Raw genomic sequence first — 21,872 nt, forward strand, 5'->3', positions numbered from 1 at the left:
CCTTGCCTCCAGGCCCTGCGGCCCTTAGCAGTTTACGACGTCCATCGCCAGGGGTTACCGGGCCGGCTGGGAAACCGCCTTTTGAGCCAGCTGGAAAAGCTCTTGGGAAAGCTCGGTGAACTCGTCAGGCAACGGGGGCTCGCCAAAGGTGTAGCCGAGGACGCTATTTTCCTTGCCTTGCCACCACCAGGTGAGGGTCACGGCAAAAGCTACTTGCGGTCCTCGGGTCTGGTTGAGGGTGGGCGGCCAGTTGGCCTTTTGGGCTTTGGCCAGGAGCTCGTCCAGTTTAACCAATTGCTGGGCATCAAGGCGTCCGGAGCTCTGGCGCTTGTCCCGTTGGGCCAAAGACCAGGACTCCACGACCACCCTGCCGTCCTGGAAAAACGTGACCTTCTCCTCGCTGGGGTTGATGCCGCCCTCGCTGCGCACGACCACCGCCAAAGGTGGTGCCTGCAACGCCTGCATGCAGAGAACGCAAACGCCTAACCACATGGTGCCTCCCGCACAAGGCTACACCTGGCCTTAGAATAACGCCATGGGCCGCGTGGGCTGGTGGTTTTGGCTGGGGGTGGGGCTTGTGGCCCTTGGGGTGGCCGGAGCGTGTCTACAGGTCCCATGGTTTGCCCGCAACCTCACGCCTTTGGGCTGGACCGGGGTGATCCTCGCGGCCGATGGCTTGCTTTTTTCCCGGGGCCGCTCCTGGCTTGTGCGTTGCCCCCGGGAGCTGCTGCTGGCGGCCGTCATTTCCATCCCCTCGTGGTTGTTGTTCGAGCTTTACAACCGGCCGCGCTTTTGGCGCGCCGATGGACCCGAGCTCTGGTGGCATTACCAGGGGCTTCCCCCATGGCCGGAGCGGGGTTTCGGCTACGCCTGGGCCTTTGCCACCATTACCCCCGCCATGCTGTTGCTAGCCGAGCTCTTCCGGGACTTGCTGCAGCGCCTGCCCAGGGGGGAAGGAGGGCGCATCCCAAAGGAAGTCGCCTGGGTCCTGATGCTGACGGGTTTCCCGCTGGCTTTTCTGCCCCTGGTCTGGCCATCCCCTTACTTTGCCGCCGATGTGTGGCTGGCCTGGCCGCTTTTGCTGGAAGGCGTCAACTTCTTGCGGGGGCGACCGTGCCTTCTTCGGGACTTTGAAAAGGGGGACCGCTCGCGCTTTGTGGCTCTGCTCCTGGCGGGTGCGCTTTGCGGGTTCATCTGGGAAAGCCTGAACTTTCTGGCCTCGGCGCGCTGGGTGTACACGGTCCCCTTTGCCGGACACCTCAAGGTCTTTGAGATGCCGGTGCTGGGCTACCTGGGCTTTCTGCCCTTTGCCGTGGCGGTCTTTGACCTCTGGGTGTTTCTGCGCTCGCTCTGGCCCTTTCACCCTCCGGCCTGGGAGCGGGAGGAGCTTTAAGCCTTAGCCCCAGGCCAGAGCTCAAGGGCAATGGCAAACAGCAGGAACCCCACGGCGCCCCGCCAGAAGGTCACCGGCGGCTTGCCAAGCACCGTGATTTGCCCAAAGGCGGCCACCGTGCCCACCACGAAGGCCAAAGCAGCCAGGATAATCAAGGCCAGGATAAGGTTTCGCATGGCGCACCTCCCTCCTTCGGTGTCTGCGGGAGAGTATAGCGCCGCAGCCGCTTGACCTAAAGGTTACCTTTTGACTTTCAGCACCAGGCCCGCCATGGCCGGAAAGCCGAGGATGAGCTGGAAGGCCAGGGTCCAAAAGTGAAGGGCAAATCCCAGGCTTAACGCTTGGGCGGTGGGCACACCGGTGACGGTTAAAGCCGAAGCAAAGCCCGCTTCCAAGGGTCCCAGGTTTCCCAAACCGGCAATGGGTATCGCAGCTCCCAGGGTCGCGCCCAGCACCGAAAGCAGCACCTGCCCAAGGGAAAGGCTGGCACCCATCCCCCGGCAAAGTACCGCGGTAAAGCTCACAATGAGCGCCCAGGCCAAAAGCGAAAGGGCGAAGCTTGCGGCCACCACCGCCGGCCGATGTCCCAGATCCACCAGCAACTGGCGCATGCGAAGGGCCCCCCGTACCAAACGTCGGGTAGGGAGCCAGCGCACCACCACCCGCCAGGTTTGGCGGTGGGCTGAAGCCCAGGCAGCGAGGACAAGAAAAAACAGCAAGAAAAGCGCTGGAAAAACGAGGGCGAGCGGGAGCAAACCCAAGAGCGCCAGCCCCGCCACGGCCACAGCCAGCGACCAGAGGTCAAAAAAACGCCCGGCCAGCCACCAAAAAGCCCCCTGCGACAGCTTGCTGCGCATCGTCCAGCGGGCGAGAGGCGGCAAAGCCATCTCCCCCAAACGCCAGGGCAAGAGGGAAGAAACGGCTTGGGAGGCGGTAAACAGGAAAAAAGCCGAAGCGACACCCAGCGTGCGGTCGCTCAGGAGCTTAAGGCGCCAGGCGCGGGTGCCGACAATGCCAAGGTGCAAAACAAACGCCAAAACCAGCGTGGGACCCGAAATGCCGGTAAAAAGCTGCAGAACAGCTTGGGGTTGGGCCACGAGAAACAGCGCCAGTGCAAGCACGGTGCCCAGGACCAGCAGCAGCGCTTTCCAGCGGAAGCGCCTCACTTCTTCTCCCGCTCCCGGCTGCGGAGCTCATCCAGAAGCCGGCGGTTCACCGCCACCAGGTCCGCCAGCACCGCTAAAACGGCCAGCTGAAAGGCTCCCAAAAGCAGCACCGCGCCGGCGATCAGCGACTGCACGTGGCCGGCGGGGGAAATGCCAGCAAAGTAGAAGTACGCGAACCTGCCAAAAAGCAGCAAACCGGCGGTGGCGCCCAGAGCCGAAAGCCCCAGCAGCACCCGCAAGGGCCGGTAGAGCAACACCAAACGCAGCATGGTGGCCAGGGAAATCAGCACGTAACGGGTGTTGGAGCGGAAAAGCCGGGAGGGGCGTGGTGTAGGCCGCGCAGAAACCGGCACCCAGCGCACCGCCATGCCGGCAATGCCGGCTTGAATGAGGGTTTCCAGGGTGTAGGTGAAGGTGGTGAAGCAGGAAAGACGGGCGGCACAGCGGCGGGAAAAGGCGCGAAAACCGGTGGTGGCATCGGTCACCGGCAACCCCGAAATCTTCTTCACCGCCCAAGCCCCCAGGCGCTGAAGCACCCTTTTGGCCGGGGAAAAGTGGGCGAGGGTGCCCACACCCCGGTCTCCCAGCACCATCTCTGCCTCGCCGGCCAGGATCGGAGCCAAGAGCCTGGGGATCTCCGCGGGGTCGTACTGACCGTCGGCGTCCAAGTTCACGATGGCGTCGGCCCCCCGGCGCAGGGCTTCCTCCAGCCCGGCGGTAAAAGCGGCAGCCAAACCCCGGTGCACCGGCAAACGGTGAACCGAGGCGCCCGCAGCGACAGCTACCTTGGCGGTGCCATCGGTGGAGCCGTCGTCCACCACCAGGGTTTCCACCTCGGCAAAAGGCGGAATGGCGGGCGGGATGGCAGCCAGCACCTGGGGTAGGGTTTGCTCCTCGTTAAAAGCCGGTATCACGATCACAAGCTTCATAGCCGCACCTTTCGGACGCCAGCGAGGATGGCGAGAGCCGCAAGCGGCCCAAGCCAAACGGCAAGGGGTAACGACGCCTTTACGGTGATCCGGTGGCTTCCCGCCGGAACCTCCACAGCAGACCAGGGAAAAAAGCCCGGTTGCATAGCGGCGGGTTTCCCATCGAGAAAGGCCCTTTGAATGTGCGGTCTGAACTTCCAGCGGATCCCCAAACGTTGCCCGGTAGGGCTTTCGGTTTGCACCACCAGCTTTTGGGGTGTGGCCACTACAAGCTCGACCGAGCTCGCCTCTTTGGCCTCACCCTCGAAAAAAGCCAGGGGTAAGGCCCAGCGTTGCCGCCAGAGCCGCAAGGAGCTAGCTTCATGGGCCAGCTCCCATCCCGAGCAGTCCCAGGCCAGCTGAAACTCACGACCCCAGGTGGGGCGGGGCGAGGCCAAAACCAGCCACGCTTGACCCGGCTTCACCCCTTCCGGCACCAGCCACCACCACCAACCCTCGGCTTCCTGGGCCAGGGCTCCGTCGCTCTTCAGCACCCAGCGTTGGTCTCCTTGCAGCAAATGGACGAAGGAAGGCGGTGCGGGGGCTCTAAGGCCCAGGCGGGTAGCTCCTTCTGGCACCGTAACTGGAAACCTGGAATTTTGGCCCTGGCTTTCGGCCAAAATCAGGCGGGAAAACAGCTCGCCGCTTACCAGGGAAAGCTCTCGGGGCTCCAGAAGCCAGCGCACTCCCAGCTTGGCGAGCATGGTATCGGAAAGCCGGGAAAAGTGCAGGGAACCGTCAGGAGCCGGAGCCAATAGCCTGCGCAGCTTGGGCTCCCCCCAGAAGCTCCGGGCCCGCACATCGGCGAGCCCCGCCATGGCCGCCGAGTCGGCAGGAAAAAGCGTCACCAGAGGAAGCACCAGGTCCCCCGGTTGAAAACCTTGAACGGCAGGGGTTTCCCACTGCAGCTGCGCCCGCTCCCGGCTATGCCACGGAAGCCACAGGCTCGCCGCCGGCAATGCCCGCAACAGCACGGCCAGCGCCACAAGCCCGGACACCACCGGTTGCCAGGAGCCGGGGGTCCGGGCCAGCAAGCGCTCGCTCCCCACTCCAGCCAGGAGCGCAAGGCCCAAGGCCAGGGCCAGGGTAGGCCTAAAAGAAGCAAAAAAAACAGGCAAGAGAGCCGTAGGTGCAAAGGCAGCGACGGCACCGAGAAAGGCAAGCCCTACCGCCAAGGCTCGAACTTTGGATTTCGAAACAACGCCCACTACCGCCAAAAGCACCACCGGCCACCCGAAGAACACCCAGGGCCTATCTGCACCAAAAGCCGAAATGTTGCCGGCGAGAAGATCGGAGGGCGAAGCAGCGGCGAGCGGACGCCCTTCTAACCACCAAAAGCCCGGGGATTCTCCGCCGAAATAGGCGAGAAAAAGGCTCGGAAAAGCCAGTGCTAACCCGGCCACTACCGCCAAGAAAGCTGCGGTCATGGTGGCAACGCGGTGGGAGCTTCGCAGCAAGCCGACCAGAAGGGGAAGTACAAGCCACGGCAAACCGTACCCGCCGCTGACCCACAGAAGGGCTGCACAAAGCGCGGCCCCCGCTACTGCTCCCCAGCGGGGAAGGTCCAGGGTGAAGACCAGAAGCCAAGGAACAACTACTGCCACGGTGCCGGGGACGTCCAGCCACGCGCTCACCACCGGCCCGGAAAGGGTGTACACGAGAGCGCTCACCACTGCCGGGCAAGGAGCGAGGTACCTCCGGGCCAGGTGGAACATCCCGGCAAAGGAAAAAATCACAACGCAAAGAGCCAAAGCCTGAAAGTGCTGCACATCCCGGGCAAAAAGTGCAGCCAGCACCGAAAAAGGACCGTAACCGTCAGCGGCCATCCCCAACCAGCCGATACGTCCGCCCCCGATATACGGGTTCCACAGGGCCACCGCCGCACCTTCCCTTTGAATCAGGGCCAGGCGCGGGGCCAGGGAAAAGGCCAGGCGGTTGGTGGGCTGGTGCAAAGAGGGGTTGGGTCCCCCCAGCTCGCTCCACGGGGGATAGCTCCAAAGCGCTGCCTGGGGTGCCAGCACCTGCCCGAGGAAAAACGCTGGGTAAAACAACACCAAAACCACCACGAGCAGCGAGCAGGCCAACAAGGAGCGATCACCCTCGGTCACGGCGGCATTGTAGGCCCAGTTTGCGGCCTCGCGTTGGGCCTCGTGGGGTACACTCTTGGTCCGGGGGATGTTATGGTGCGGGTTCCTTTGGAGACCATTGCTTTGGGGCGTTCTGGGGACAAGGGCAGTGCCTCCAACGTTGGGCTCATTGCCAGAAGCCCGCAGGCGTACCAGTGGATGCGGGAAAACCTCACGCCGGAATGGGTCAAGCAGGTGTTTGGGCAGGTGGTGCGCGGCCCGGTGGTGCGCTACGAGGTTCCCAACCTGTTGGCGTTGAACTTCATCCTGCACGATTCCCTGGGAGGCGGGGGCAGCGAAAGCTTGCTCACCGATGCCCAGGGGAAAACCCACGCCCAGGGGCTTTTGCGCGTGGAGGTGGAGGTTCCCGACGAGGTTTTGGCCAGCGTCCAAGGCCCCCGAGACGCCTGATTTCGCACCCCGCAGTTGACAACTTCCCCCCATCCGTTCATACTTCGCCTCGCCTGGCGGGCCCAGGTAGCTCAGTCGGTAGAGCGAGGGACTGAAAATCCCTGCGTCGGCGGTTCGATTCCGTCCCTGGGCACCACTCCTGCAGCACCTTTTACCTGGCAAAACCGAAACGGGATTTTCAGGACCGAGCTCTACGAGGGGGCGCGGGAAGAGGAGCTGGCGTCCAGCTTTGCTGGCGCCGGCGTGGGGGCGCGGGGGGCTAAGCCGCTCGCGGGTGGGAGGGAGGGCTGCGAGCGTGCCCCCCGCGTAGGATGCCCGCGAGCGCGCGAAGCGCGCGAGTGTCCCCCCGAACAGATGCCGAGGGACGTCCCGGAGCGGAGCAGCCGAGCGAGGAGCGAAGGGGAAAATCCCTGCGTCGGCGCTGCTTTCCTTTTCGGGGGAGCGGGCGCCCAGCCATCCGCCCGCCCGGCGCCCTTGAACCCCCCCGAACCCCCCGCTCGCCGCGTACACGCCGCGGCTCGCCCGTCCGTCCCTGGGCACCACTTCTGCAGCACCTTTCATCTGGCAAAACCGAAACGGGGATTTTGCAGGACCGAGCACTACGAGCGTGCAGCAGAAGCTCAATAGAACGGAGCCCAGCCAAGATTCAGAAAATGCGGGACCCACGCTCTGTGGCGGGTTTTTTGTGAAATCGCCGCAACTGGAAAGAGCCGAAAATCGGTTAAAACAACAAGGGCAGGCCTCGACGTGGCCAACCGAGGCACCAGTTTGTTCCCAGGCTTCCTCAGTGGCTGCCAAACTGGAGGGGGATCACCTGGTCTCCCGTAGGGGTGCGCAGGACCAGCCTGCCGGAGAAATCAACGGAAGGGTTGTTCAACAAGGACTGCACCGCACCCCCTAGGGAAGCCAGCGGGACTTCCTGTTCCAAAAGCACGTCGTTGGCCCGGCCCGGTCGCAGGCGCATGCCCGGCCTGTTTGCGGAAAGGAGCGTGGTTTCCCCCACCTTGACCTCGTACTCAATGCGCTTCACCACCAGCTCGAAGCTAAAGGGGTTGTAAAGGGAAAGGAGCGCTGAAAAACCCACTTGAGCCAGGCCTGGAGCAAGCTGCAGCCGGTCCAAACGGGCAAAGAGCTCGTACGCCCGTCTGGGTGAAAATGAAACTTGCCCCGGATCCCCCAGATCTACTGAGCCTTCTGCAGCGAGAACGGGTTTTCCTGAAGCGTCGAGGGCTTCCCAGCGCAGGGGAAGGGCGTGGGGATCGTGGCTCAACACCGCTTCGGGTACCGAGGCGTAAGGGAGCTGAAACCGGGCCTCGAAGCCATCGCCGGTCAAGCTCACATCGGGCGAACCCGGAAGGTTGATCGGGTTTGTCCCTACGTAGAGCTTTTGCTTGGCGAAATCCTTAAGCTTTTGAACCTTTCCCCGGGCCTGGAGGGTTACCAAAACTACGCTTCGGTCGGGCAAATCGGCGGTGAGCTTCACGATTCTGGCTGCCGGGGCCGGCGTGGGGGAGGGGGAAGCAAGAGCCAGGAGCAGCAGGAGGCCCGTCATTTAACCTCGGGGGCGTTGGCCAGAACCCACGCTAAGCGAGCCAGAGCCAGAGCCCCAGCTTGTAAATGCTCGGGGTTGACCTTGTCCAGCGTGTCGGCGTTGGTGTGGTGGTAGTCGAAGTAGTGGGTGGGATCGGGAGCAAGCCCAATGAGCGGCACGCTTTGGCTGGCCAGCGGGGAAATGTCAGCCCCGCCCCACCCGGGACGTGCTGAAAGCGAAGTGGTGGCCAAAAGCGGCCAGAGCCACCCCATCAGCTGGGGTGGGGCGTTGATGCTCCAGGCCGCCGGGAGAAAGCCCCCCATGTCGCTTTCGATGGCGGCAATGTGCTTTTGCGCCCCAAACTCGCGGGCGTACGCCTTACCACCGTCAATGCCGAACTCCTCGTTGGCAAACAGCACCGCCCGCACGGTGCGGCTGGGTCGTACCCCCGCCAGCTTCAAAAGACGCATGGCCTCCAGCACGTGAACCGATCCAGCACCGTCGTCGTGGGCCCCCTGTCCCACGTCCCAGGAGTCCAGGTGGGCACCCAAAAGCACGATTTCCTCGGGCCGTTTTTCCCCGGGGATTTCGCCAATGACGTTGTGGGCTAGGGTTTTGCCACCGGTTTTGCAACCCAGCTCCAGGCGCAGCACCGGTATTACCCCGGAACTGACCAGCCGCGCAATCCAATCGGCGTCCTCCTGGCTAATGGCGGCAGCGGGGATTTGCGGCTTCCCCTCTTCGTAGTGCAGCATGCCGGTATGGGGGGTGGCCAGGCTAGCGGTGGCCAGCGAACGCAAAAGCATGGCTTTGGCGCCAAAAGCCGCGGCGCGGGAGGCCCCCTGCGAGCGAATCCTCGAGCCCGCCCCGTAATCCTGGGGCTTGGACATGGGGAAGGCGTAAAGCACGATGGCCCCCTGTACCTGCGGGCCCACCTCGTCCAGGCTCCTGACCACTACCACCGGTGCTTCCACCCCTGGGGTGCCCACCGAGCCCCCCAGGGCCAGAACCGGCAGCTCCCTCTGGGTGGGCTGGAGCATGAGCAAGCGCGCGGATCCCCGTTCCCACACCGGCACCTCCACCGGTTGCAGCCGCACGTTTTCCAGGCCGTCCTGCTTCATGATCTCAGCGGCCCAGGAAGCGGCGCGGGCATAGGCTGGGCTCCATGCTGGACGTGGTCCGATGCGATCGCAAAGGTAGCTCAAGCGCTCGTAAGCCAGGTTGCTGCTGCCGGCAAGGGCGGCAAAGTCCGGGATTGGCGTGGGGCTTGGGGCCTGAGCCCACAGTCCTGCCGCCAGAACCCACGAGGAAAAGCACGCCAGCGTTTGTTTTTTGGTCATCCCCCCAAGACCTCCTCGCGGTCCTTCTACGCGCGCGGTCGGCTGAGGTTTCGCCTTATTCCTCGTCCGCCGGGTGCCAGAGGTTACGGCGCACGAGCTCCGCTTCGGCCGCCTGCAAGCCCGCCCGGAACTGGTCCCAGAGCTCAGGTGGCACGGTGACGCCTTTCTTGGTGGGCTTCAGTTGCCCATCGGCATCGGTGAAGTAAAGGCGGATGTCCACGTAAGTTCGCCCTTTAAACGTGGACACCGAGATCTGCATGGTTTCCTCGGGGTTTCGTGGAAAGCTTGCCATGACCTTTTGTTCATCCGGCACTTCCAGCCCTCCTCCTCCCGCAGTGTACCAACCTTCGGCAGGGGCCAGTATGCTAGTGGTGGAGGGCTGAGAGATGGCCAAGGAAGGCAGGGTGGTTCTCCCCCAGGAGGTGGAGGCAAAACCGGTAGCCCGGGCACGGGGGGCATCCATGGCCGTGGTTTTGGGGCCGGAAATTGGCGTCCCCAACTTTATCACCCGCAGGTTTTTCCTGGCTCCCGGGGGGCGCATCCCCGAACACCGGCATCCCGACCTGGAGCACGAACAGGTGGTCATCCGCGGGCACATGACCATTGCTCTGGACGGTGAGGAGCACGTGGTGGGTCCAGGGGCCGCCGTTTTCATTCCCGCAGGGTGTGCCCACTGGTACGAAAACCGCGGGCAGGAGCCGGTGGAGTTCCTGTGCGTGGTTCCCAAGACCGAAAGCTACACCACCGAGTGGCTGGAGGAGCCACCGCCCGGCGCCTACCTGCCGTAGCTTTGAAGGGAAGCGGTTTAGAATGCCCGCGGGAGGGGGCATGGAGCTTTTCTTCACCAACACCGCGGCTCGCACCGCAGAGCGCTTTACCCCACTGCAACCGGGAGAGGTGCGCATGTACACCTGCGGGCCTACGGTTTACAACTACGTGCACATCGGCAACCTCCGAACCTTCTTGTTCGAGGATGTGCTGCGGCGGACGCTCAAGGTGGCCGGCTTCCAGGTCCGGCAGGTGATGAACCTCACGGACATTGACGACAAAACCATCCGCGGTGCCAACGCCGAGGGGGTAAGCCTGCGGGCCTACACCGACCGCTACATTGCCGCGTTTTTCGAGGACATTGATACCTTGCGCTGCGAGCGGGTGGAGTACTACCCGCGGGCCACCGACTTCATCCCGCAAATGGTGGAGCTCATTGCCCGGCTTAAAGAAAAGGGCTACACCTACGAGCTGGAAGGCTCCACTTACTTTCGCATCGCCGCTTTTCCCGACTACGGCAAGCTTTCGGGGGTGGACCCCTCGCAAATCAAGCCCGGGGCCCGGGTGGACGCCGATGAGTACGAAAAGGAAGACGTGCGGGACTTCGTGCTGTGGAAGGCGGCCCGTCCTGGGGAGCCCTACTGGGACACTCCCTTTGGGCCGGGAAGACCAGGTTGGCATTTGGAGTGCTCCACCATGGCCATTGCCCTTTTGGGCGAGAGCATTGACATCCACGCCGGCGGGGTGGACCTCATCTTCCCGCACCACGAAAACGAAATCGCCCAGTCGGAAGCAGCCACAGGCAAGCCTTTCGTCAAGTACTGGCTGCACTCCGAGCACCTGGTGGTGGAAGGGCAAAAGATGGCCAAGTCCGCCGGGAACTTTTTCACGCTGCGGGACCTTCTGGAGCGGGGGCACGACCCCCTGGCCATCCGTTACCTGCTGATTTCCGTGCCGTACCGGCAAAAGCTCAACTTCACCTTTGATGCCCTGCACGCTGCGGAAGCGGCGGTGAGCCGCATTGGCAACACCCTCCGGCGCTTGCACTATGCGCCAGCAGCCGGCGGCGAAGGCGATTTGCCGGTTTCCGCCGCTTCAGAGTTTGTGGCGGAGTTTGAAAAGGCCCTGGGCGACGACCTCAACACCGCCCGCGCCCTGGCGGCCCTGCACACCTTTCTCACCAAGGTGAACCAGGCTCTGGATGCCGGCGGCCTTTCCGCCGAAGCCATGAGCGCCACCAAAGCCGCACTGCGCCTGGCCAACGGGGTTTTGGGCGTGTTTCCCGAGGTGACCACCGAGGAAACCGATGCGGAGGTGGAAGCGCTCATTCAAAAACGTGCGGAAGCCAGGGCTCGTCGGGACTTTGCCACCGCCGACGCCATTCGCAAGCAGCTGGCCGACCGCGGCATCATCCTTGAAGACACGCCTTCCGGCACGCTCTGGCGGCGAGTGGGGAAGAGCTAATGCCCGCTGACGTTTTGGAGGAGCTGCTGCTGTTGTGCCGCGCCGCCGCGGAAGCCGGCGAAGATTGGCGCCGCCGGCTGGAGCGGGAGTGGCTGCCGCAGGTATTAGCCACGCAGAGAGACCAGTTGGCCCACGCGATTGCCAGTTGGTCTGGGCGTGGGGTGTCCGATGACGAAGCCATGAAGGCTGCTGCGCTAACTTTAATTGCTGAAGCTATGGAGGATGCCCGCTACATGTAAGTTGCTCGACCTGCGGGCTTGGTTTGGCCGTGTGGCGTCAGCATAAGCGGCATACGTCACGGTGGAAAAGCTACCTTTGGCAAGGCTCATTTAATCCTTTCGCTGCAAAGAAGGCCAAGAAGCACGTCTGACGAGCCTATTCAGGCCCCGGCCAAACATTCTCGCGTTTTTCGCTCCCGGGGCACGTAGTATGCCCCATGCCTCCCTAACGTAGGCGGCGAAGGGAGGGAACCATGATGAGAAAAACACGTTTTGGGCTTTTGTTGGTTGGTGTGGTGGTCCTGATAGCTTGTGCCAGCATCATTCACGGCACCCGCCAAAGCGTGGGCATAACCAGTATCCCATCAGCAGCTACGGTCTACGACAACGGCCAGCTCTTGGGCAAAACCCCAATGGTTGCGGAGCTTTCTCGCAAGACCGATCACCGCATTCGCATTGAGCTGGAGGGCTATCAACCCTACGAAATGGTCCTCACCCGTCACATTTCGGGATGGCTCTTCGGCAACCTGCTCTTCGGCGGAATCATCGGCATCATTATTGATGCAGCCGATGGAGCCATTTACAACCTCAAGCCGGAAGCGGTATCCGCCAACCTTGTGAAGGTAGGCGAGGATCCATCGCAGAAAACGGGTCTGGTCATTTCGGTGGTGCTAGGGGCTCCCGAGCATGGCGAACGGATTGGTCAACTCACCCCGTTGCCGGAAGGCAGTGCTGCGAGCGACCGTCGGTAGAAGCGGTTTTGGGGCAGCCTGCTTGGCTCAATGGCGAACCTTTTTAGGAAACCCGTGCGAATGAGACCACAGGACCCTGGTTGATACTCGGTGAGCTCCGGCAAACTTGGGCAGGGGCGTAAGGGCCCCTGCTTTTTTCTTTGGCGAAGCAGGCTTTCGGAAGCTCTGGACCTTGCGATGGCTCGTCAGGTCCGTTGCAGTGGTATCCTCTAGCCTCTGACGGAGGTGCCGGGTGGCGCGTATTTTTTACATCACCACGCCGATTTACTACGTGAACGATTTGCCGCACATTGGGCACATGTACACCACGGTGGTGGCCGACGTGCTGGCCCGCTTCAAGCGCATGCGGGGTTTTGAGGTTTTCTTCCTCACCGGCACCGATGAACACGGACAAAAGATCGAGCGCGCCGCCCGCGAGCAGGGAATTCCGCCGCAGGCGCTGGCCGATCAGGTGGTGGGGCGTTACCACGAGCTGTGGCGGGAGCTGGCCATTACCCACGATGACTTCATCCGCACCACCCAGGAGCGGCATAAAGCTGGCGTGCGGGAGCTTATCCGCCGCATGAGCGAAGCCGGCGACATTTACAAGGCCAGCTACGAAGGCTGGTACTGCTCGGGTTGCGAGTCCTTTTACCCCGAAACCCAGCTGAAAGACGGCCGTTGTCCTGACTTTGGGCATCCTGTGGAGCGTCTCGCCGAGGAGTCTTACTTTTTCCGGCTTTCCGCCTACCAGGAAAAGCTTTTGGCCTTTTACCGGGAAAACCCTGACTTCGTGCGCCCCGCTTCGCGCTTCAACGAGGTGGTGCGCTTTGTGGAGGGAGGCCTCAAGGACCTTTCCATTTCCCGGGCTTCCCTGCGCTGGGGCATTCCCTGGCCGGGGGACGACCGCCACGTGGTTTACGTGTGGGTTGATGCGCTCACCAACTACATTTCTGCCCTCGGTTTTGGCTCCGAAAACCAGGACCGTTTCCAGCGCTTTTGGCCTGCGGATCTGCACCTTGTGGGCAAGGACATCCTGCGCTTTCACTGCGTGTACTGGCCCGCGTTCTTGATGTCTGCGGGGTTGCCGCTTCCCAAGCAGGTTTTTGGGCATGGTTGGTGGCTCAAGGACGAAAAAAAGATGTCCAAGAGCCTGGGCAACGTGGTGCGGCCCGATTACCTCATCGGCCAGTTCGGGGCTGACCCGCTGCGATACTTCTTCCTGCGCGAAATGACCTTTGGCCAGGACGCCAGCTTTTCCGACGAGGGTTTTCTTTCCCGCTACAACGCCGACCTCGCCAACGGCCTGGGCAACACCTTTGCCCGGGTAATGGCCATGGCCCGTCGCTATTTTGACGGTAAGACCCCGCCGGAAGCTTGTGGCGAAAGCACCTTGAGGGCCAAAGCTGAAGAAGCGGTGGCTCGTTACCTGGAAAGCATGGAGGGTTACGAGTTTCACCGGGCTTTGGAGGCGGTTTGGGAGCTTTTATCCGCGGTGGACGGCTACGTCACCGAAAAGGCTCCGTGGGGCATTTTCAAAGCGGAAGGTGCCTCAGGGCGGCTTTCCCGCATCATGTACAACTGCCTGGAAAGCCTGCGCCTGGTGGCGGTGATGATCAGTCCGGTCATGCCGGGCACGGCGGATAAGGTTTTTGATGCGTTGCCAACCGACGACGCGGGGAAAAAGCAACTGGCGTGGGGTATGCTGCCGGTGTCGGCCGCTTTAGGTCCCGACCAGGGGCCGCTGTTTCCCAAGGTGGACGACAAGGCCTTTTTTGCGGAGGTCAAGGTGAGCGAACAGGTAAGTGAGCAGGGAAGCACCCAGCAGAGCGAGCTGGTTTCCATTGAGGAGTTTGCAAGGATCAAGCTGGTGGTGGGCAAGGTGGTGACCGCCGAGCGGGTGCCCAAGTCCAAAAAGCTGGTGCGTCTGGAGGTGGACTTGGGCGAAGGGCAGCCGCGGCAAATCGTGGCCGGCATTGGCGGCTCGTACCAACCTGAGGAGCTTGTGGGCAAGCTCATCGTGGTGGTGGCCAACCTCAAGCCGGCTACCCTCATGGGCGTGGAGTCCCGGGGAATGCTTTTGGCGGCCACCCTTCCCGATGGTTCGCCGGTGCTTCTAACGCCGGAAAAGGACGTGCCTCCGGGTGCCGGGGTGAAGTAAAAGGTGATTGCCAAGCTCCCCTACGGGCGCGGTTTTGTGGCGTGCGACTTGAGGGGATTGCGGGTTTTTGAGCTCAAGCCAGCAGCACCCAGGGGGCAAAACCTGGAGCGACTGGTGGCCGAGGCGCTGCAAAAGCCGCTGGGCTTGCCACCCCTTTCGCAACTGGCAGCGGGAAAAGCTGGTGTGGTCATCCTGGTCCCCGACGTCACCCGCAAGGCCCATCTGCCCGTGGTTTTGCCCGCGGTGTTTCAGGAGCTCGCGCGGGGACGTGTAAGCCCACAGCAGGTGACGTTGCTTCTGGCCTGTGGCACGCACCCTCCGGTGCATCTGGAGGCCCTCCGGGAGCACCTGGGGCCGTTGCCCCCGGGGGTAAGCGTGGTCCAGCACGATTCTCGCGACCAAAAGCAGCTGGTGCGGGTTGGAGAGTTGACCGACGGCACGCCGGTGCGGCTCCATCGCCTGGCGGTGGAAGCGCCGTTGCTTTTGAGTATCTTCACGGTGCAGCACCATTACTTTGCCGGGTTCGGCGGTGGGCCGAAAATGGTCTTTCCGGGGGTGGCCGGCTACGAGGAAATTCAGGTTAACCACGGGCGGGTTTTGGACCTGTCGGTGGACCCCCCACGCCTGCACCCCCGGTGTCAGCCGGGGGTGCTGCAGGGCAACCCGGTGGCCGAAGAAATCCTGCAGGTCGCAAAACTCCGGGCCGCGGACTTCAGCCTGGGCCTGGTTTTGGATCAGGCGGGTCAGCTGGCCTGGGCCAGCGCCGGCCACTGGCTTGAGGTTTGGCAAGAGGGCATTGCTACCGTGCAGGCGTGGTACGAGGTGGAGGCGGGTCCGTTTTCGCGAATTGTGGCCAGTGCCGGTGGCTTTCCCACGGATCACACGCTCATCCAGGCCCACAAGGCCTTTGATGCCGCCAGCCGTTTCGTCAGCGAAGGGGGGGAAATCCTGCTGGTGGCTGAGCTTGCCGGTGGCCCTGGCTCGCCGGCCATGGAGCCATTTTTGGATGACCCGCAACCGGAAGCCATTGCCACCAGGCTGCGGCAGCACTACGTGCAGTACGGGCATACAACGCTGCGGATTGTGGACAAAACCCGGCGTTTTAAGGTGCATCTGGTAAGCCAGCTTGATCCCAGGGTAGCGCGGCAGCTGGGGTTCCACCCCGTTCCCAACCCGCAGGAGGTCCTTGATCGCTGGCGGGAGGAAGCCCCGGGGGATACCGTTGGGGTCATGGCTGGAGCGGCCGTGTATCCGCGCTGGACCCAAGGGGAAGTGCCGTGCCTCTCTTGATTTGCAGTCACTTTGCGTGTACTTTCCGCACGCCTCGCGCGGCGCGGGGCATGATGGGGGAAGGAGGGGAAGATGCCCAAACACCTGGTTCCAACCAAGCTCTTTTTCACCCGGGGGGTGGGAAGCCACCGGGAAAAGCTGCAGTCCTTTGAGCTAGCCCTGCGGGATGCAGGTATTGCCGCGCTGAACTTGGTTTCGGTGTCGTCCATTTACCCACCGGGTTGCAAGATCATTTCCCGGAAAAAAGGGGAAGCACTTCTCGAGCCGGGGCAAATTGCCTTTGTGGTTATGAGCCGGGCGGAATCGAACGAGCCGCACCGCATGATTGCTGCCTCGGTGGGCGTGGCCGTGCCGCGGGACAAGCGCATGTACGGCTACCTTTCCGAGCACCACGCCTTCGGCCAAACCGCCAAGGAAGCCGGCGACTACGCGGAAGATTTAGCAGCTTCCATGCTGGCTTCCACCTTAGGTGTGGAGTTTGACGAGGATCAATCCTGGGACGAAAAGCGGCAAATCTGGCGCATTTCCGGCAAAATCGTGGTCACCCGCAACATCACGCAGTCGGCGGTGGTTAAACCCGATGGCCGCTGGACCACGGTCATTGCGGCCGCAGTGTTGCTTTTTGATTGAGGATCTCGGCGGTTTTCCATGGAAGAACGCTACGCCCCTTACCTGAGCTTTTTGGGCCTCCCCGAAGAGTTAAGGCCAACCTCTGGTCCTAAGGTTGGCATTCTCCCGGTCCCTTACGACTTGACCACTTCCTACCAGCCTGGCGCCCGTCGGGGGCCGATTGCCATTCTGGAAGCATCCACCCATTTGGAAACCTTCGACGAAGAGCTGGAGTGGGACCCTTCGGCTTTTTTGCAGTTGGAAACCCTGGCTCCGGTGGTGCCGGATACTTCCGGACCCGAGGCCACCATGGGGCGAATTTACGCGGTGGCCTGCGAGGTGTTAAAAACCCACGATTTCCTCGTTGGTTTGGGAGGGGAGCACTCGGTCAGTTTCCCCCTGGTCAAGGCGGTGAAGGAAAGGCATCCCCATGTGGGGGTTTTGCAGCTGGACGCCCACGCCGACCTGCGGGAAAGCTTTGAAGGCTCCCCCTACAACCACGCCTGCGTCATGCATCGCATCTTGGAGCTGGGCTTGCCCACAGTCCAGGTGGGTATCCGCTCGCTCACCGCCGAAGAGCACGACCTCATCAAGGCGGGCAAAGTGACCACAATTTTTGCACCGGAAGCAGTTCAGCAGCCGGTGCAGGAGTTTCTCCCCAAGGTTTTGGCGGCTCTCCCAGAGGAGGTGTACGTCACCGTGGATTTGGATGCCTTTGATCCCGCCATCATGCCCGCCACCGGCACCCCCGAACCCGGTGGGCTTTCCTGGTACCGGGCCTTGGAAATCCTCCGGGAGGTGGCCAAATCCAGGCGCATCGTGGGCTTCGACGTGGTGGAGCTGGCCCCTCTCCCCAGCCTCGTGGCCCCCGATTTCCTCGCCGCCAAGCTCGTCTACAAGCTCTTGGCTTACGCTTTTGCTCCAATCCACTTGCGATCGTGAACAGCACTCAATGGCGGCCAAAACCGCCGGAGGTTAGGCCTCTTGGTCGCTGCCCGTGCGGGAGGGCCGGGTCATGCCCTTGCCCGTTCGCGTTCAGGCAAACCCGTTTTCTCGCCGCCTGGCAGTTCTTTTGTCTTGCGCACACAAGAATACTTGCGAGGACCACGGCATCTGCGGCCGGTGTTTGCCCGGGGGGCGGGTGTTGACAACTGGCGGTGGGCTGTGGTTTATTTGCCGGCGACAATGGAGGAGCGATGGTTTTGAAGAGATTCCTTCCTTCCTTCCTTCCTTCCTTCCTTCCTTCCTTCCTTCCTAGCTGTTTGTAGTGTCACTTTCGTTGCAAGTTTAAGCCTTCCGGTGCGGGTGTGGGCGCAAGCGTGTGCGCCGCCTGCCTCGTGTGGTTTTGTGGATAGTTTGGACTTTTCCTCCACAGGCTTTCAGGAAAAGGCGGTGGAAGCTTGCCGGCTGGGGCTTTTGCCTGGCTGCGGGAGCAGTACTGAGGAAGTGTTCTTTTGCCCCGGGGAGCCCACGACCCGAGCGCGGGTGTGGCGTGGCCTTCGCTTTGCGTAAGTCACGTTAACTTCTCGTGTTCGTCAACGGGAGGCGAAATGAATCGGCGAACTAAAGACATGCCGAAGGACTTTTGAGGAGGCAGCCATGAATTTTAAAAGGCTTTCTTTCAAGGTGTTTCTGATGGCCGTGTTGCCGCTGCTTTTTGGAAAAGGCGTGAGCTGGGCGCTTTCGATTCAAATCTCGGGTCACACCGTGGAGGTATCCGGTCTCAAACCCGGGGCGGAGGTGGCGATTATCGGGTGTAGCTACAGTCAGGAGGGGCTATTTCCCAGAGTGCGCGCGATTGAAGCGCACGTGCAAGCGGATGGGGCAAGTGGGGTTGCCCGACTCAGTTTGCCGGAGGAATTGCCGGTCATGACCGTTGTAGGGGCTGTGGATTTGCTCACAGGTGAGGTGGGGGTAGGGGCGCACCCTGATTACCCGTACACGCTTTGGAAAGGCCCCGCTGACCAGCCGTTGCCCACAAGCCCTGGGCGTGCAGGTATCGTGATTCCTCGGGTTCGGCAAGGGCGCGTGCTGTGGGTGCGTCCCGGGGTTGCTGGGTTTGTGGCTTCGATAGTTGGGTCCGATCGCGAGGTCCCTTTGAATCGTTTTCGCGGAATTTCCCGGCAGGAACCGGTGCCCTCAGTACTGCAAAGAGGCGATGTGATTCTCGGCTTCGACCAAGAACGGTTGGAATTTTGGGTGTTCACGGTGGGGAGGTAAAAAACGATGCGCAAGGTTTTTGCTGCAAATTTGACCTTCTTGCTTTTTGTCGTTGCTGCCTTTGCCCAGCACCCCAACCTTCAGGTGGGTTTTAAACCGGAGCAAGCGTACCAGGTGGGAGAAATTGACAGCGTTGATCTGTTCAATGGCACAGTAAGCCTCCAAATCCCTATTGGCCAATCCTACCCTTTGAATGCGGGCATGAGCTATGGGCTTTCGGTGTCCTACAACAGTAAAGTTTGGGAGTACGGCATTCAAATCTTTTCCACTTGTCAGCCGCCTTACGATGACGTGAGCGTCCCCCAAGCTTTTCCTTCGAGGCGCTCCAACGCGGGATTGGGGTTTCGGCTCTCGTTGGGAGACCTTAACCCGCCCTGGACCTCAAGAAATGCGTGGGCTCAGTGGGTCTATGTGAGTCCTGACGGTGCTGAGCACCGTTTTTACCAGACCTTGTTGCCAAGCGAAACCGACACCGACGCTACGGTTTGGTACACCCGGGATAATTCGTACCTTCGGTTAAAGCTTTCTAATCCAGCCACCTGCAACAACAACCTTACCTATCAAACGGCGGTGGTGGAATTTCCCGACGGCTCGCGACACACGTTTGAGACAGTAAGCACGTGCAGTTCCACGTACCTTTTGCGCAAAATTGAGGGGCCCTTCCGTGACGGCTCGGGAAACCCCACCAACTGGGTCGCTATCAACTATGCGCCGGTGGGATCCGCGGAACCGACCCAATGGACGATCAGTGACAGTCACGGACGAACGCACACCGTGACGCTGAGTTACCTTCAAGGGGTTACGGAGTTGGGTCCCCAGGTGAGTCAAGTCCAGCTGCAAGCGTTTGGTGGACAAGTGGCGACCTACACGTTCTCGTACACGGTGGTGAGCAACCTCTTGCGGTCCGGAAAGCACCAATACACCGCGTACTGCCAGGAGTGCTTCCGAAACCAGGACGCTCCGCCAAACATCGTGGCGGTACCCTTGCTCCAAAGTATTTCCCTACCCGATGGCTCGAGCTGGTCGTTTACCGATGCTAATGGTAGCCTCGGATACAACATTCTCACCGGGACCCTGAGTTCCTGTGTCTTCCCGAGCGGAACGCCAAAGGACATACCAGGTACCCTTACGACCTTCACGCTCCCCACCTTGGGGCGGATCACATACCAGTACGGTGAATGGCAAAACCCCTCGGGAAGCGTTAACTGCTACGATCGTACTGAGGAATTAGCGCTAGTTCAGAAATTCTTGGGTGTCACGAGCCGTACGTTTACGAACACTTTTTCCGACCTAGGCGGAACAGTCGCAACCGCAGTGTGGACGTACTCCCACGACGCGCCACGGCTTGCCAACGGTGACGTGGATGATAACGCCCAAGAGTCCTGGACAGTCGTGACGGACCCCAACGGGAACAAAACGAAGCACTATTTCCGCACCAAGTACTGCCTTGGCTCGGACGGTTCCGGGTGGGATTACGCCTTACCGTACACACGCGGGCGAAATGGGGAGTTGACGACGCCCCCTTTCCCCTCGGTGGAGTATTACCAAGGGAACACTTTGGTGCGAAGCGTGGCCGTGGAATACGAGAAGGACACCTTAACGCTTTTCAACGGTGCGCCGCCAGCTTTCGAAAGCTTGTGGCACGACTCGAACCGCCGGGTGAAGACGCGGCGAATCACCTACCACGACGATGGGAATCGCTTTGTTCTGACCACCTTCAGCGAATACGATGGCCTCGGTCACTACCGCCGGGTAAACACCAGCACGAACATACCCACCTCTGGGCTCAGTCGCACGCAAGTTACAAACTACAACTCCGCTGGTAGACCTGCGGAAAGCGCACCTTGGATCTTAACGACGTTTCTGGATCAGTCGGTAGAAGAAATCATAGGTGGGCAAACCAAACGGGCCCTTCAGGAATTTTGCTTTGATCCGCAAACGGGGTTCTTGCAACGGGTGCGGGTTTTAAGCGCCGATTCTGGGGTTCGCAGTGCCAATGACGTGATTCGCGTATATGCGCGGGATACCTTTGGCAACACGATTACCGAAGAGCTCTATGGGGGCGATACCCAAGCGGTAGGGACAGTCAACCACGTGTGTTCGATTGCCCTTCCTTCGCCTCCCGTTTCGCGGTTGCGGCGCACGTACCAGTACGGGACGATAGCCTCAAGCGTGGTGGAAAACCCGAACAACGCCTTGGAGACTTTGCGTCTTTTTTCCAGAACCATTGATCGGAATACGGGCTTAGTGGCTTCCGAACAGCGAACGGATGGCTTTACCACCACGTTCGCTTACGACCCTCTTGGTCGTCTGACGTGGACAAAGCCCCAAACCGGCAGCGACGCCTGGATTGGCCTCCAGTTCACCAAGGCAACCGCCGGTGCTCCAGGCAAGGTGGATGTGTTTGTGATGCCCAACGGCAACGGTGCATACGATACCAATGCGGCCTTGATGCGGCTGGCCTTTGAGTTTGACGGATTTGGGCGGGTATTCAGGGAGAGTCGGCGCTTGCCTGGGGCTGTGTGGGTCAAGCGGATGTGGGAGTACAACGGGCTTGGGTGGGTGAGCCGCGTGTCTGAGTGGTTTCCCTTCAGCGCGACGAGCCTTACCTGGACCACCACCAGTTACGACCGGTTTGGGCGACCACTGGTGATCACGGGTCCGGACCAAAAGCAAACGACGTTTAGCTACGCTGGAATTCGGCAAATAAGCCGCGGGGTGCAGGTGGCCACGTCCGGTGGAGAGGTGTGGGCCACGCGGACCGAGAGCTACGACGGCTTCGGGCGTTTGCTCGCCGTCAGTGAACCCTCCGGCAGCAACGGGGCGATGGTGACCAGCAGTTACAGTTACGATGTAGGGGGTCGGTTGGTGAAGGCGGTCACGCCGGTGGGGGGTGTCACCCAGACGCGGGCATGGAACTACGACCAACGGGGTTTTCTGCTGGGTGAGCAGCTACCGGAAACGGGCAGCATCACCTACGGCGCTTATGATGCGCGGGGGCTTGTGGGTCGGCGGGTGGACGGTGCATCCGAGGTGGTGAGCTGCTACGACTTCGTGGGACGACTCACGGTGGTGGCCCTGGGCCCCTTTAATTGCCAAAGTCCGGATGCCAGTCGTGTGTTAAAAGAATTCACCTATGGCAGCAGCGGGGTGGCGGCCGGCAAGCTCACCCTTGCGCGGCGGCACAACCGCACGGCGTACGGGGACGAGGTCGTGGAAGAGCGCTACACCTACGGTGGTCGGGGTGGGAGGCTTTCGCAAAAACAGACGATTCTAGGGTTGCGTTACCCGGCCGTGGAAACGCGCAGCTACACGCAAGCCTATACGTGGGATGAACTGGGCAACGTGGTGAATGTTGGTTACCCAGACGATGCGGCCTTTGCTGATCCCGCGCGGAGCGTGAGTTTGAGCTACAGCTACAGCTACAGCGCTTCCACAGGAAGCTAGCAGGTGTTTTAGGGAAAAGACACCATTTG

At 61.4% G+C, this 21,872-nt stretch carries 20 protein-coding genes and 1 tRNA gene; 13 read left to right on the forward strand and 8 right to left on the reverse strand.

What is annotated here, in order from left to right; all coding sequences use genetic code 11:
* Positions 1-54: 54 nt before the first annotated feature.
* Positions 55-492, reverse strand: a complete 438-nt coding sequence (locus EG19_RS09910; RefSeq protein ID WP_152544027.1) for a hypothetical protein — start codon at positions 490-492, stop codon at positions 55-57.
* A gap of 43 nt (positions 493-535) precedes the next feature.
* Here EG19_RS09910 and EG19_RS09915 point away from each other — a divergent pair, with 43 nt between their 5' ends.
* Positions 536-1,393 carry a hypothetical protein gene (locus tag EG19_RS09915; protein WP_038050033.1) on the forward strand — a complete coding sequence of 286 codons (858 nt, stop codon included), beginning with the start codon at positions 536-538 and terminating at the stop codon, positions 1,391-1,393.
* On the opposite strand, the gene EG19_RS09920 is transcribed toward EG19_RS09915, so the two are convergent.
* The 4 genes from EG19_RS09920 to EG19_RS09935 form a co-directional block, all read right to left on the reverse strand.
* The gene (locus EG19_RS09920; protein WP_038050034.1) at positions 1,390-1,569 is read right to left on the reverse strand and encodes a hypothetical protein; all 180 of its coding nucleotides are present in this window, start codon (positions 1,567-1,569) and stop codon (positions 1,390-1,392) included. The genes EG19_RS09915 and EG19_RS09920 overlap by 4 nt on opposite strands.
* Positions 1,570-1,632: 63 nt before the next feature.
* Positions 1,633-2,559 carry a lysylphosphatidylglycerol synthase transmembrane domain-containing protein gene (locus EG19_RS09925; protein ID WP_038050035.1) on the reverse strand — a complete coding sequence of 309 codons (927 nt, stop codon included), beginning with the start codon at positions 2,557-2,559 and terminating at the stop codon, positions 1,633-1,635.
* Positions 2,556-3,488, reverse strand: a complete 933-nt coding sequence (locus EG19_RS09930) for a glycosyltransferase family 2 protein (RefSeq protein WP_038050036.1) — start codon at positions 3,486-3,488, stop codon at positions 2,556-2,558. Before EG19_RS09930 ends, EG19_RS09925 begins: the two co-directional genes overlap by 4 nt.
* Positions 3,485-5,635 carry a hypothetical protein gene (locus EG19_RS09935; protein ID WP_038050037.1) on the reverse strand — a complete coding sequence of 717 codons (2,151 nt, stop codon included), beginning with the start codon at positions 5,633-5,635 and terminating at the stop codon, positions 3,485-3,487. The genes EG19_RS09930 and EG19_RS09935 overlap by 4 nt, the downstream gene beginning before the upstream one ends.
* Before the next feature lie 72 nt (positions 5,636-5,707).
* On the opposite strand from EG19_RS09935, the gene EG19_RS09940 reads away from it, so the two are divergent.
* Together EG19_RS09940 and EG19_RS09945 are read left to right on the forward strand one after the other, a co-directional pair.
* Positions 5,708-6,064: an AtuA-related protein gene (locus EG19_RS09940; protein ID WP_038050038.1), complete on the forward strand. Its 357-nt coding sequence runs from the start codon at positions 5,708-5,710 to the stop codon at positions 6,062-6,064.
* Between the two features lie 60 nt (positions 6,065-6,124).
* Positions 6,125-6,200 (forward strand) — tRNA-Phe (locus EG19_RS09945).
* Positions 6,201-6,848: 648 nt separating this feature from the next.
* Here EG19_RS09945 and EG19_RS09950 read toward each other — a convergent pair.
* The 3 genes from EG19_RS09950 to EG19_RS13435 are packed head-to-tail and all read right to left on the reverse strand — an operon-like array spanning position 6,849 to position 9,248.
* Complete coding sequence (locus EG19_RS09950; protein ID WP_038050039.1) at positions 6,849-7,616, reverse strand: LEA type 2 family protein; 768 nt, start codon at positions 7,614-7,616, stop codon at positions 6,849-6,851.
* A complete protein-coding gene (locus EG19_RS09955) occupies positions 7,613-8,935 on the reverse strand; it encodes a M28 family peptidase (protein ID WP_053335194.1) in 1,323 nt (440 codons plus the stop codon). Before EG19_RS09955 ends, EG19_RS09950 begins: the two co-directional genes overlap by 4 nt.
* A gap of 55 nt (positions 8,936-8,990) precedes the next feature.
* Positions 8,991-9,248 carry a transcriptional coactivator p15/PC4 family protein gene (locus EG19_RS13435; protein WP_053335195.1) on the reverse strand — a complete coding sequence of 86 codons (258 nt, stop codon included), beginning with the start codon at positions 9,246-9,248 and terminating at the stop codon, positions 8,991-8,993.
* A 73-nt stretch (positions 9,249-9,321) separates the two neighbouring features.
* Here EG19_RS13435 and EG19_RS09965 point away from each other — a divergent pair, with 73 nt between their 5' ends.
* From EG19_RS09965 to EG19_RS10015, 10 genes are all read left to right on the forward strand, one after another.
* Positions 9,322-9,723 carry a cupin domain-containing protein gene (locus tag EG19_RS09965; protein WP_053335196.1) on the forward strand — a complete coding sequence of 134 codons (402 nt, stop codon included), beginning with the start codon at positions 9,322-9,324 and terminating at the stop codon, positions 9,721-9,723.
* Between the two features lie 40 nt (positions 9,724-9,763).
* Positions 9,764-11,167, forward strand: coding sequence for a cysteine--tRNA ligase (gene cysS / locus EG19_RS09970; protein ID WP_038050040.1), 1,404 nt, complete (start codon positions 9,764-9,766; stop codon positions 11,165-11,167).
* The gene (locus tag EG19_RS09975; RefSeq protein ID WP_038050041.1) at positions 11,167-11,406 is read left to right on the forward strand and encodes a hypothetical protein; all 240 of its coding nucleotides are present in this window, start codon (positions 11,167-11,169) and stop codon (positions 11,404-11,406) included. The genes cysS and EG19_RS09975 overlap by 1 nt, the downstream gene beginning before the upstream one ends.
* Positions 11,407-11,639: 233 nt before the next feature.
* The gene (locus EG19_RS09980; RefSeq protein WP_053335197.1) at positions 11,640-12,137 is read left to right on the forward strand and encodes a PEGA domain-containing protein; all 498 of its coding nucleotides are present in this window, start codon (positions 11,640-11,642) and stop codon (positions 12,135-12,137) included.
* A 232-nt stretch (positions 12,138-12,369) separates the two neighbouring features.
* The gene (metG, locus tag EG19_RS09985; protein ID WP_038050042.1) at positions 12,370-14,277 is read left to right on the forward strand and encodes a methionine--tRNA ligase; all 1,908 of its coding nucleotides are present in this window, start codon (positions 12,370-12,372) and stop codon (positions 14,275-14,277) included.
* 3 nt (positions 14,278-14,280) lie between these two features.
* Positions 14,281-15,567: a nickel-dependent lactate racemase family protein gene (locus tag EG19_RS09990; protein WP_038050043.1), complete on the forward strand. Its 1,287-nt coding sequence runs from the start codon at positions 14,281-14,283 to the stop codon at positions 15,565-15,567.
* A 72-nt stretch (positions 15,568-15,639) separates the two neighbouring features.
* On the forward strand, positions 15,640-16,197 hold the full coding sequence (locus EG19_RS09995) for a pyruvoyl-dependent arginine decarboxylase (protein ID WP_200867143.1): 558 nt from the start codon (positions 15,640-15,642) through the stop codon (positions 16,195-16,197).
* An 18-nt stretch (positions 16,198-16,215) separates the two neighbouring features.
* Entirely contained in the window at positions 16,216-17,118 is a 903-nt protein-coding gene (speB, locus tag EG19_RS10000; RefSeq protein ID WP_038050044.1) for an agmatinase, read from the forward strand.
* A gap of 657 nt (positions 17,119-17,775) precedes the next feature.
* Positions 17,776-18,396 carry a hypothetical protein gene (locus EG19_RS10010; protein ID WP_038050046.1) on the forward strand — a complete coding sequence of 207 codons (621 nt, stop codon included), beginning with the start codon at positions 17,776-17,778 and terminating at the stop codon, positions 18,394-18,396.
* Between the two features lie 6 nt (positions 18,397-18,402).
* Positions 18,403-21,843, forward strand: coding sequence for an RHS repeat domain-containing protein (locus EG19_RS10015; protein WP_038050048.1), 3,441 nt, complete (start codon positions 18,403-18,405; stop codon positions 21,841-21,843).
* Positions 21,844-21,872 lie beyond the last annotated feature (29 nt).

Source organism: Thermoanaerobaculum aquaticum, assembly GCF_000687145.1.
GTDB classification, from domain to species: domain Bacteria; phylum Acidobacteriota; class Thermoanaerobaculia; order Thermoanaerobaculales; family Thermoanaerobaculaceae; genus Thermoanaerobaculum; species Thermoanaerobaculum aquaticum.

What these genes read in the sequence shown, in the direction of transcription:
- EG19_RS09910 (WP_152544027.1), bottom strand. Translation starts at nt 492, where the DNA reads ATGTGGTTAGGCGTTTGCGTTCTCTGCATGCAGGCGTTGCAGGCACCA.
- EG19_RS09915 (WP_038050033.1), top strand. Translation starts at nt 536, where the DNA reads ATGGGCCGCGTGGGCTGGTGGTTTTGGCTGGGGGTGGGGCTTGTGGCC.
- EG19_RS09920 (WP_038050034.1), bottom strand. Translation starts at nt 1,569, where the DNA reads ATGCGAAACCTTATCCTGGCCTTGATTATCCTGGCTGCTTTGGCCTTC.
- EG19_RS09930 (WP_038050036.1), bottom strand. Translation starts at nt 3,488, where the DNA reads ATGAAGCTTGTGATCGTGATACCGGCTTTTAACGAGGAGCAAACCCTA.
- EG19_RS09940 (WP_038050038.1), top strand. Translation starts at nt 5,708, where the DNA reads ATGGTGCGGGTTCCTTTGGAGACCATTGCTTTGGGGCGTTCTGGGGAC.
- EG19_RS09950 (WP_038050039.1), bottom strand. Translation starts at nt 7,616, where the DNA reads ATGACGGGCCTCCTGCTGCTCCTGGCTCTTGCTTCCCCCTCCCCCACG.
- EG19_RS09955 (WP_053335194.1), bottom strand. Translation starts at nt 8,935, where the DNA reads ATGACCAAAAAACAAACGCTGGCGTGCTTTTCCTCGTGGGTTCTGGCG.
- EG19_RS09965 (WP_053335196.1), top strand. Translation starts at nt 9,322, where the DNA reads ATGGCCAAGGAAGGCAGGGTGGTTCTCCCCCAGGAGGTGGAGGCAAAA.
- cysS (WP_038050040.1), top strand. Translation starts at nt 9,764, where the DNA reads ATGGAGCTTTTCTTCACCAACACCGCGGCTCGCACCGCAGAGCGCTTT.
- EG19_RS09975 (WP_038050041.1), top strand. Translation starts at nt 11,167, where the DNA reads ATGCCCGCTGACGTTTTGGAGGAGCTGCTGCTGTTGTGCCGCGCCGCC.
- EG19_RS09980 (WP_053335197.1), top strand. Translation starts at nt 11,640, where the DNA reads ATGATGAGAAAAACACGTTTTGGGCTTTTGTTGGTTGGTGTGGTGGTC.
- EG19_RS09995 (WP_200867143.1), top strand. Translation starts at nt 15,640, where the DNA reads ATGCCCAAACACCTGGTTCCAACCAAGCTCTTTTTCACCCGGGGGGTG.
- speB (WP_038050044.1), top strand. Translation starts at nt 16,216, where the DNA reads ATGGAAGAACGCTACGCCCCTTACCTGAGCTTTTTGGGCCTCCCCGAA.
- EG19_RS10010 (WP_038050046.1), top strand. Translation starts at nt 17,776, where the DNA reads ATGAATTTTAAAAGGCTTTCTTTCAAGGTGTTTCTGATGGCCGTGTTG.
- EG19_RS10015 (WP_038050048.1), top strand. Translation starts at nt 18,403, where the DNA reads ATGCGCAAGGTTTTTGCTGCAAATTTGACCTTCTTGCTTTTTGTCGTT.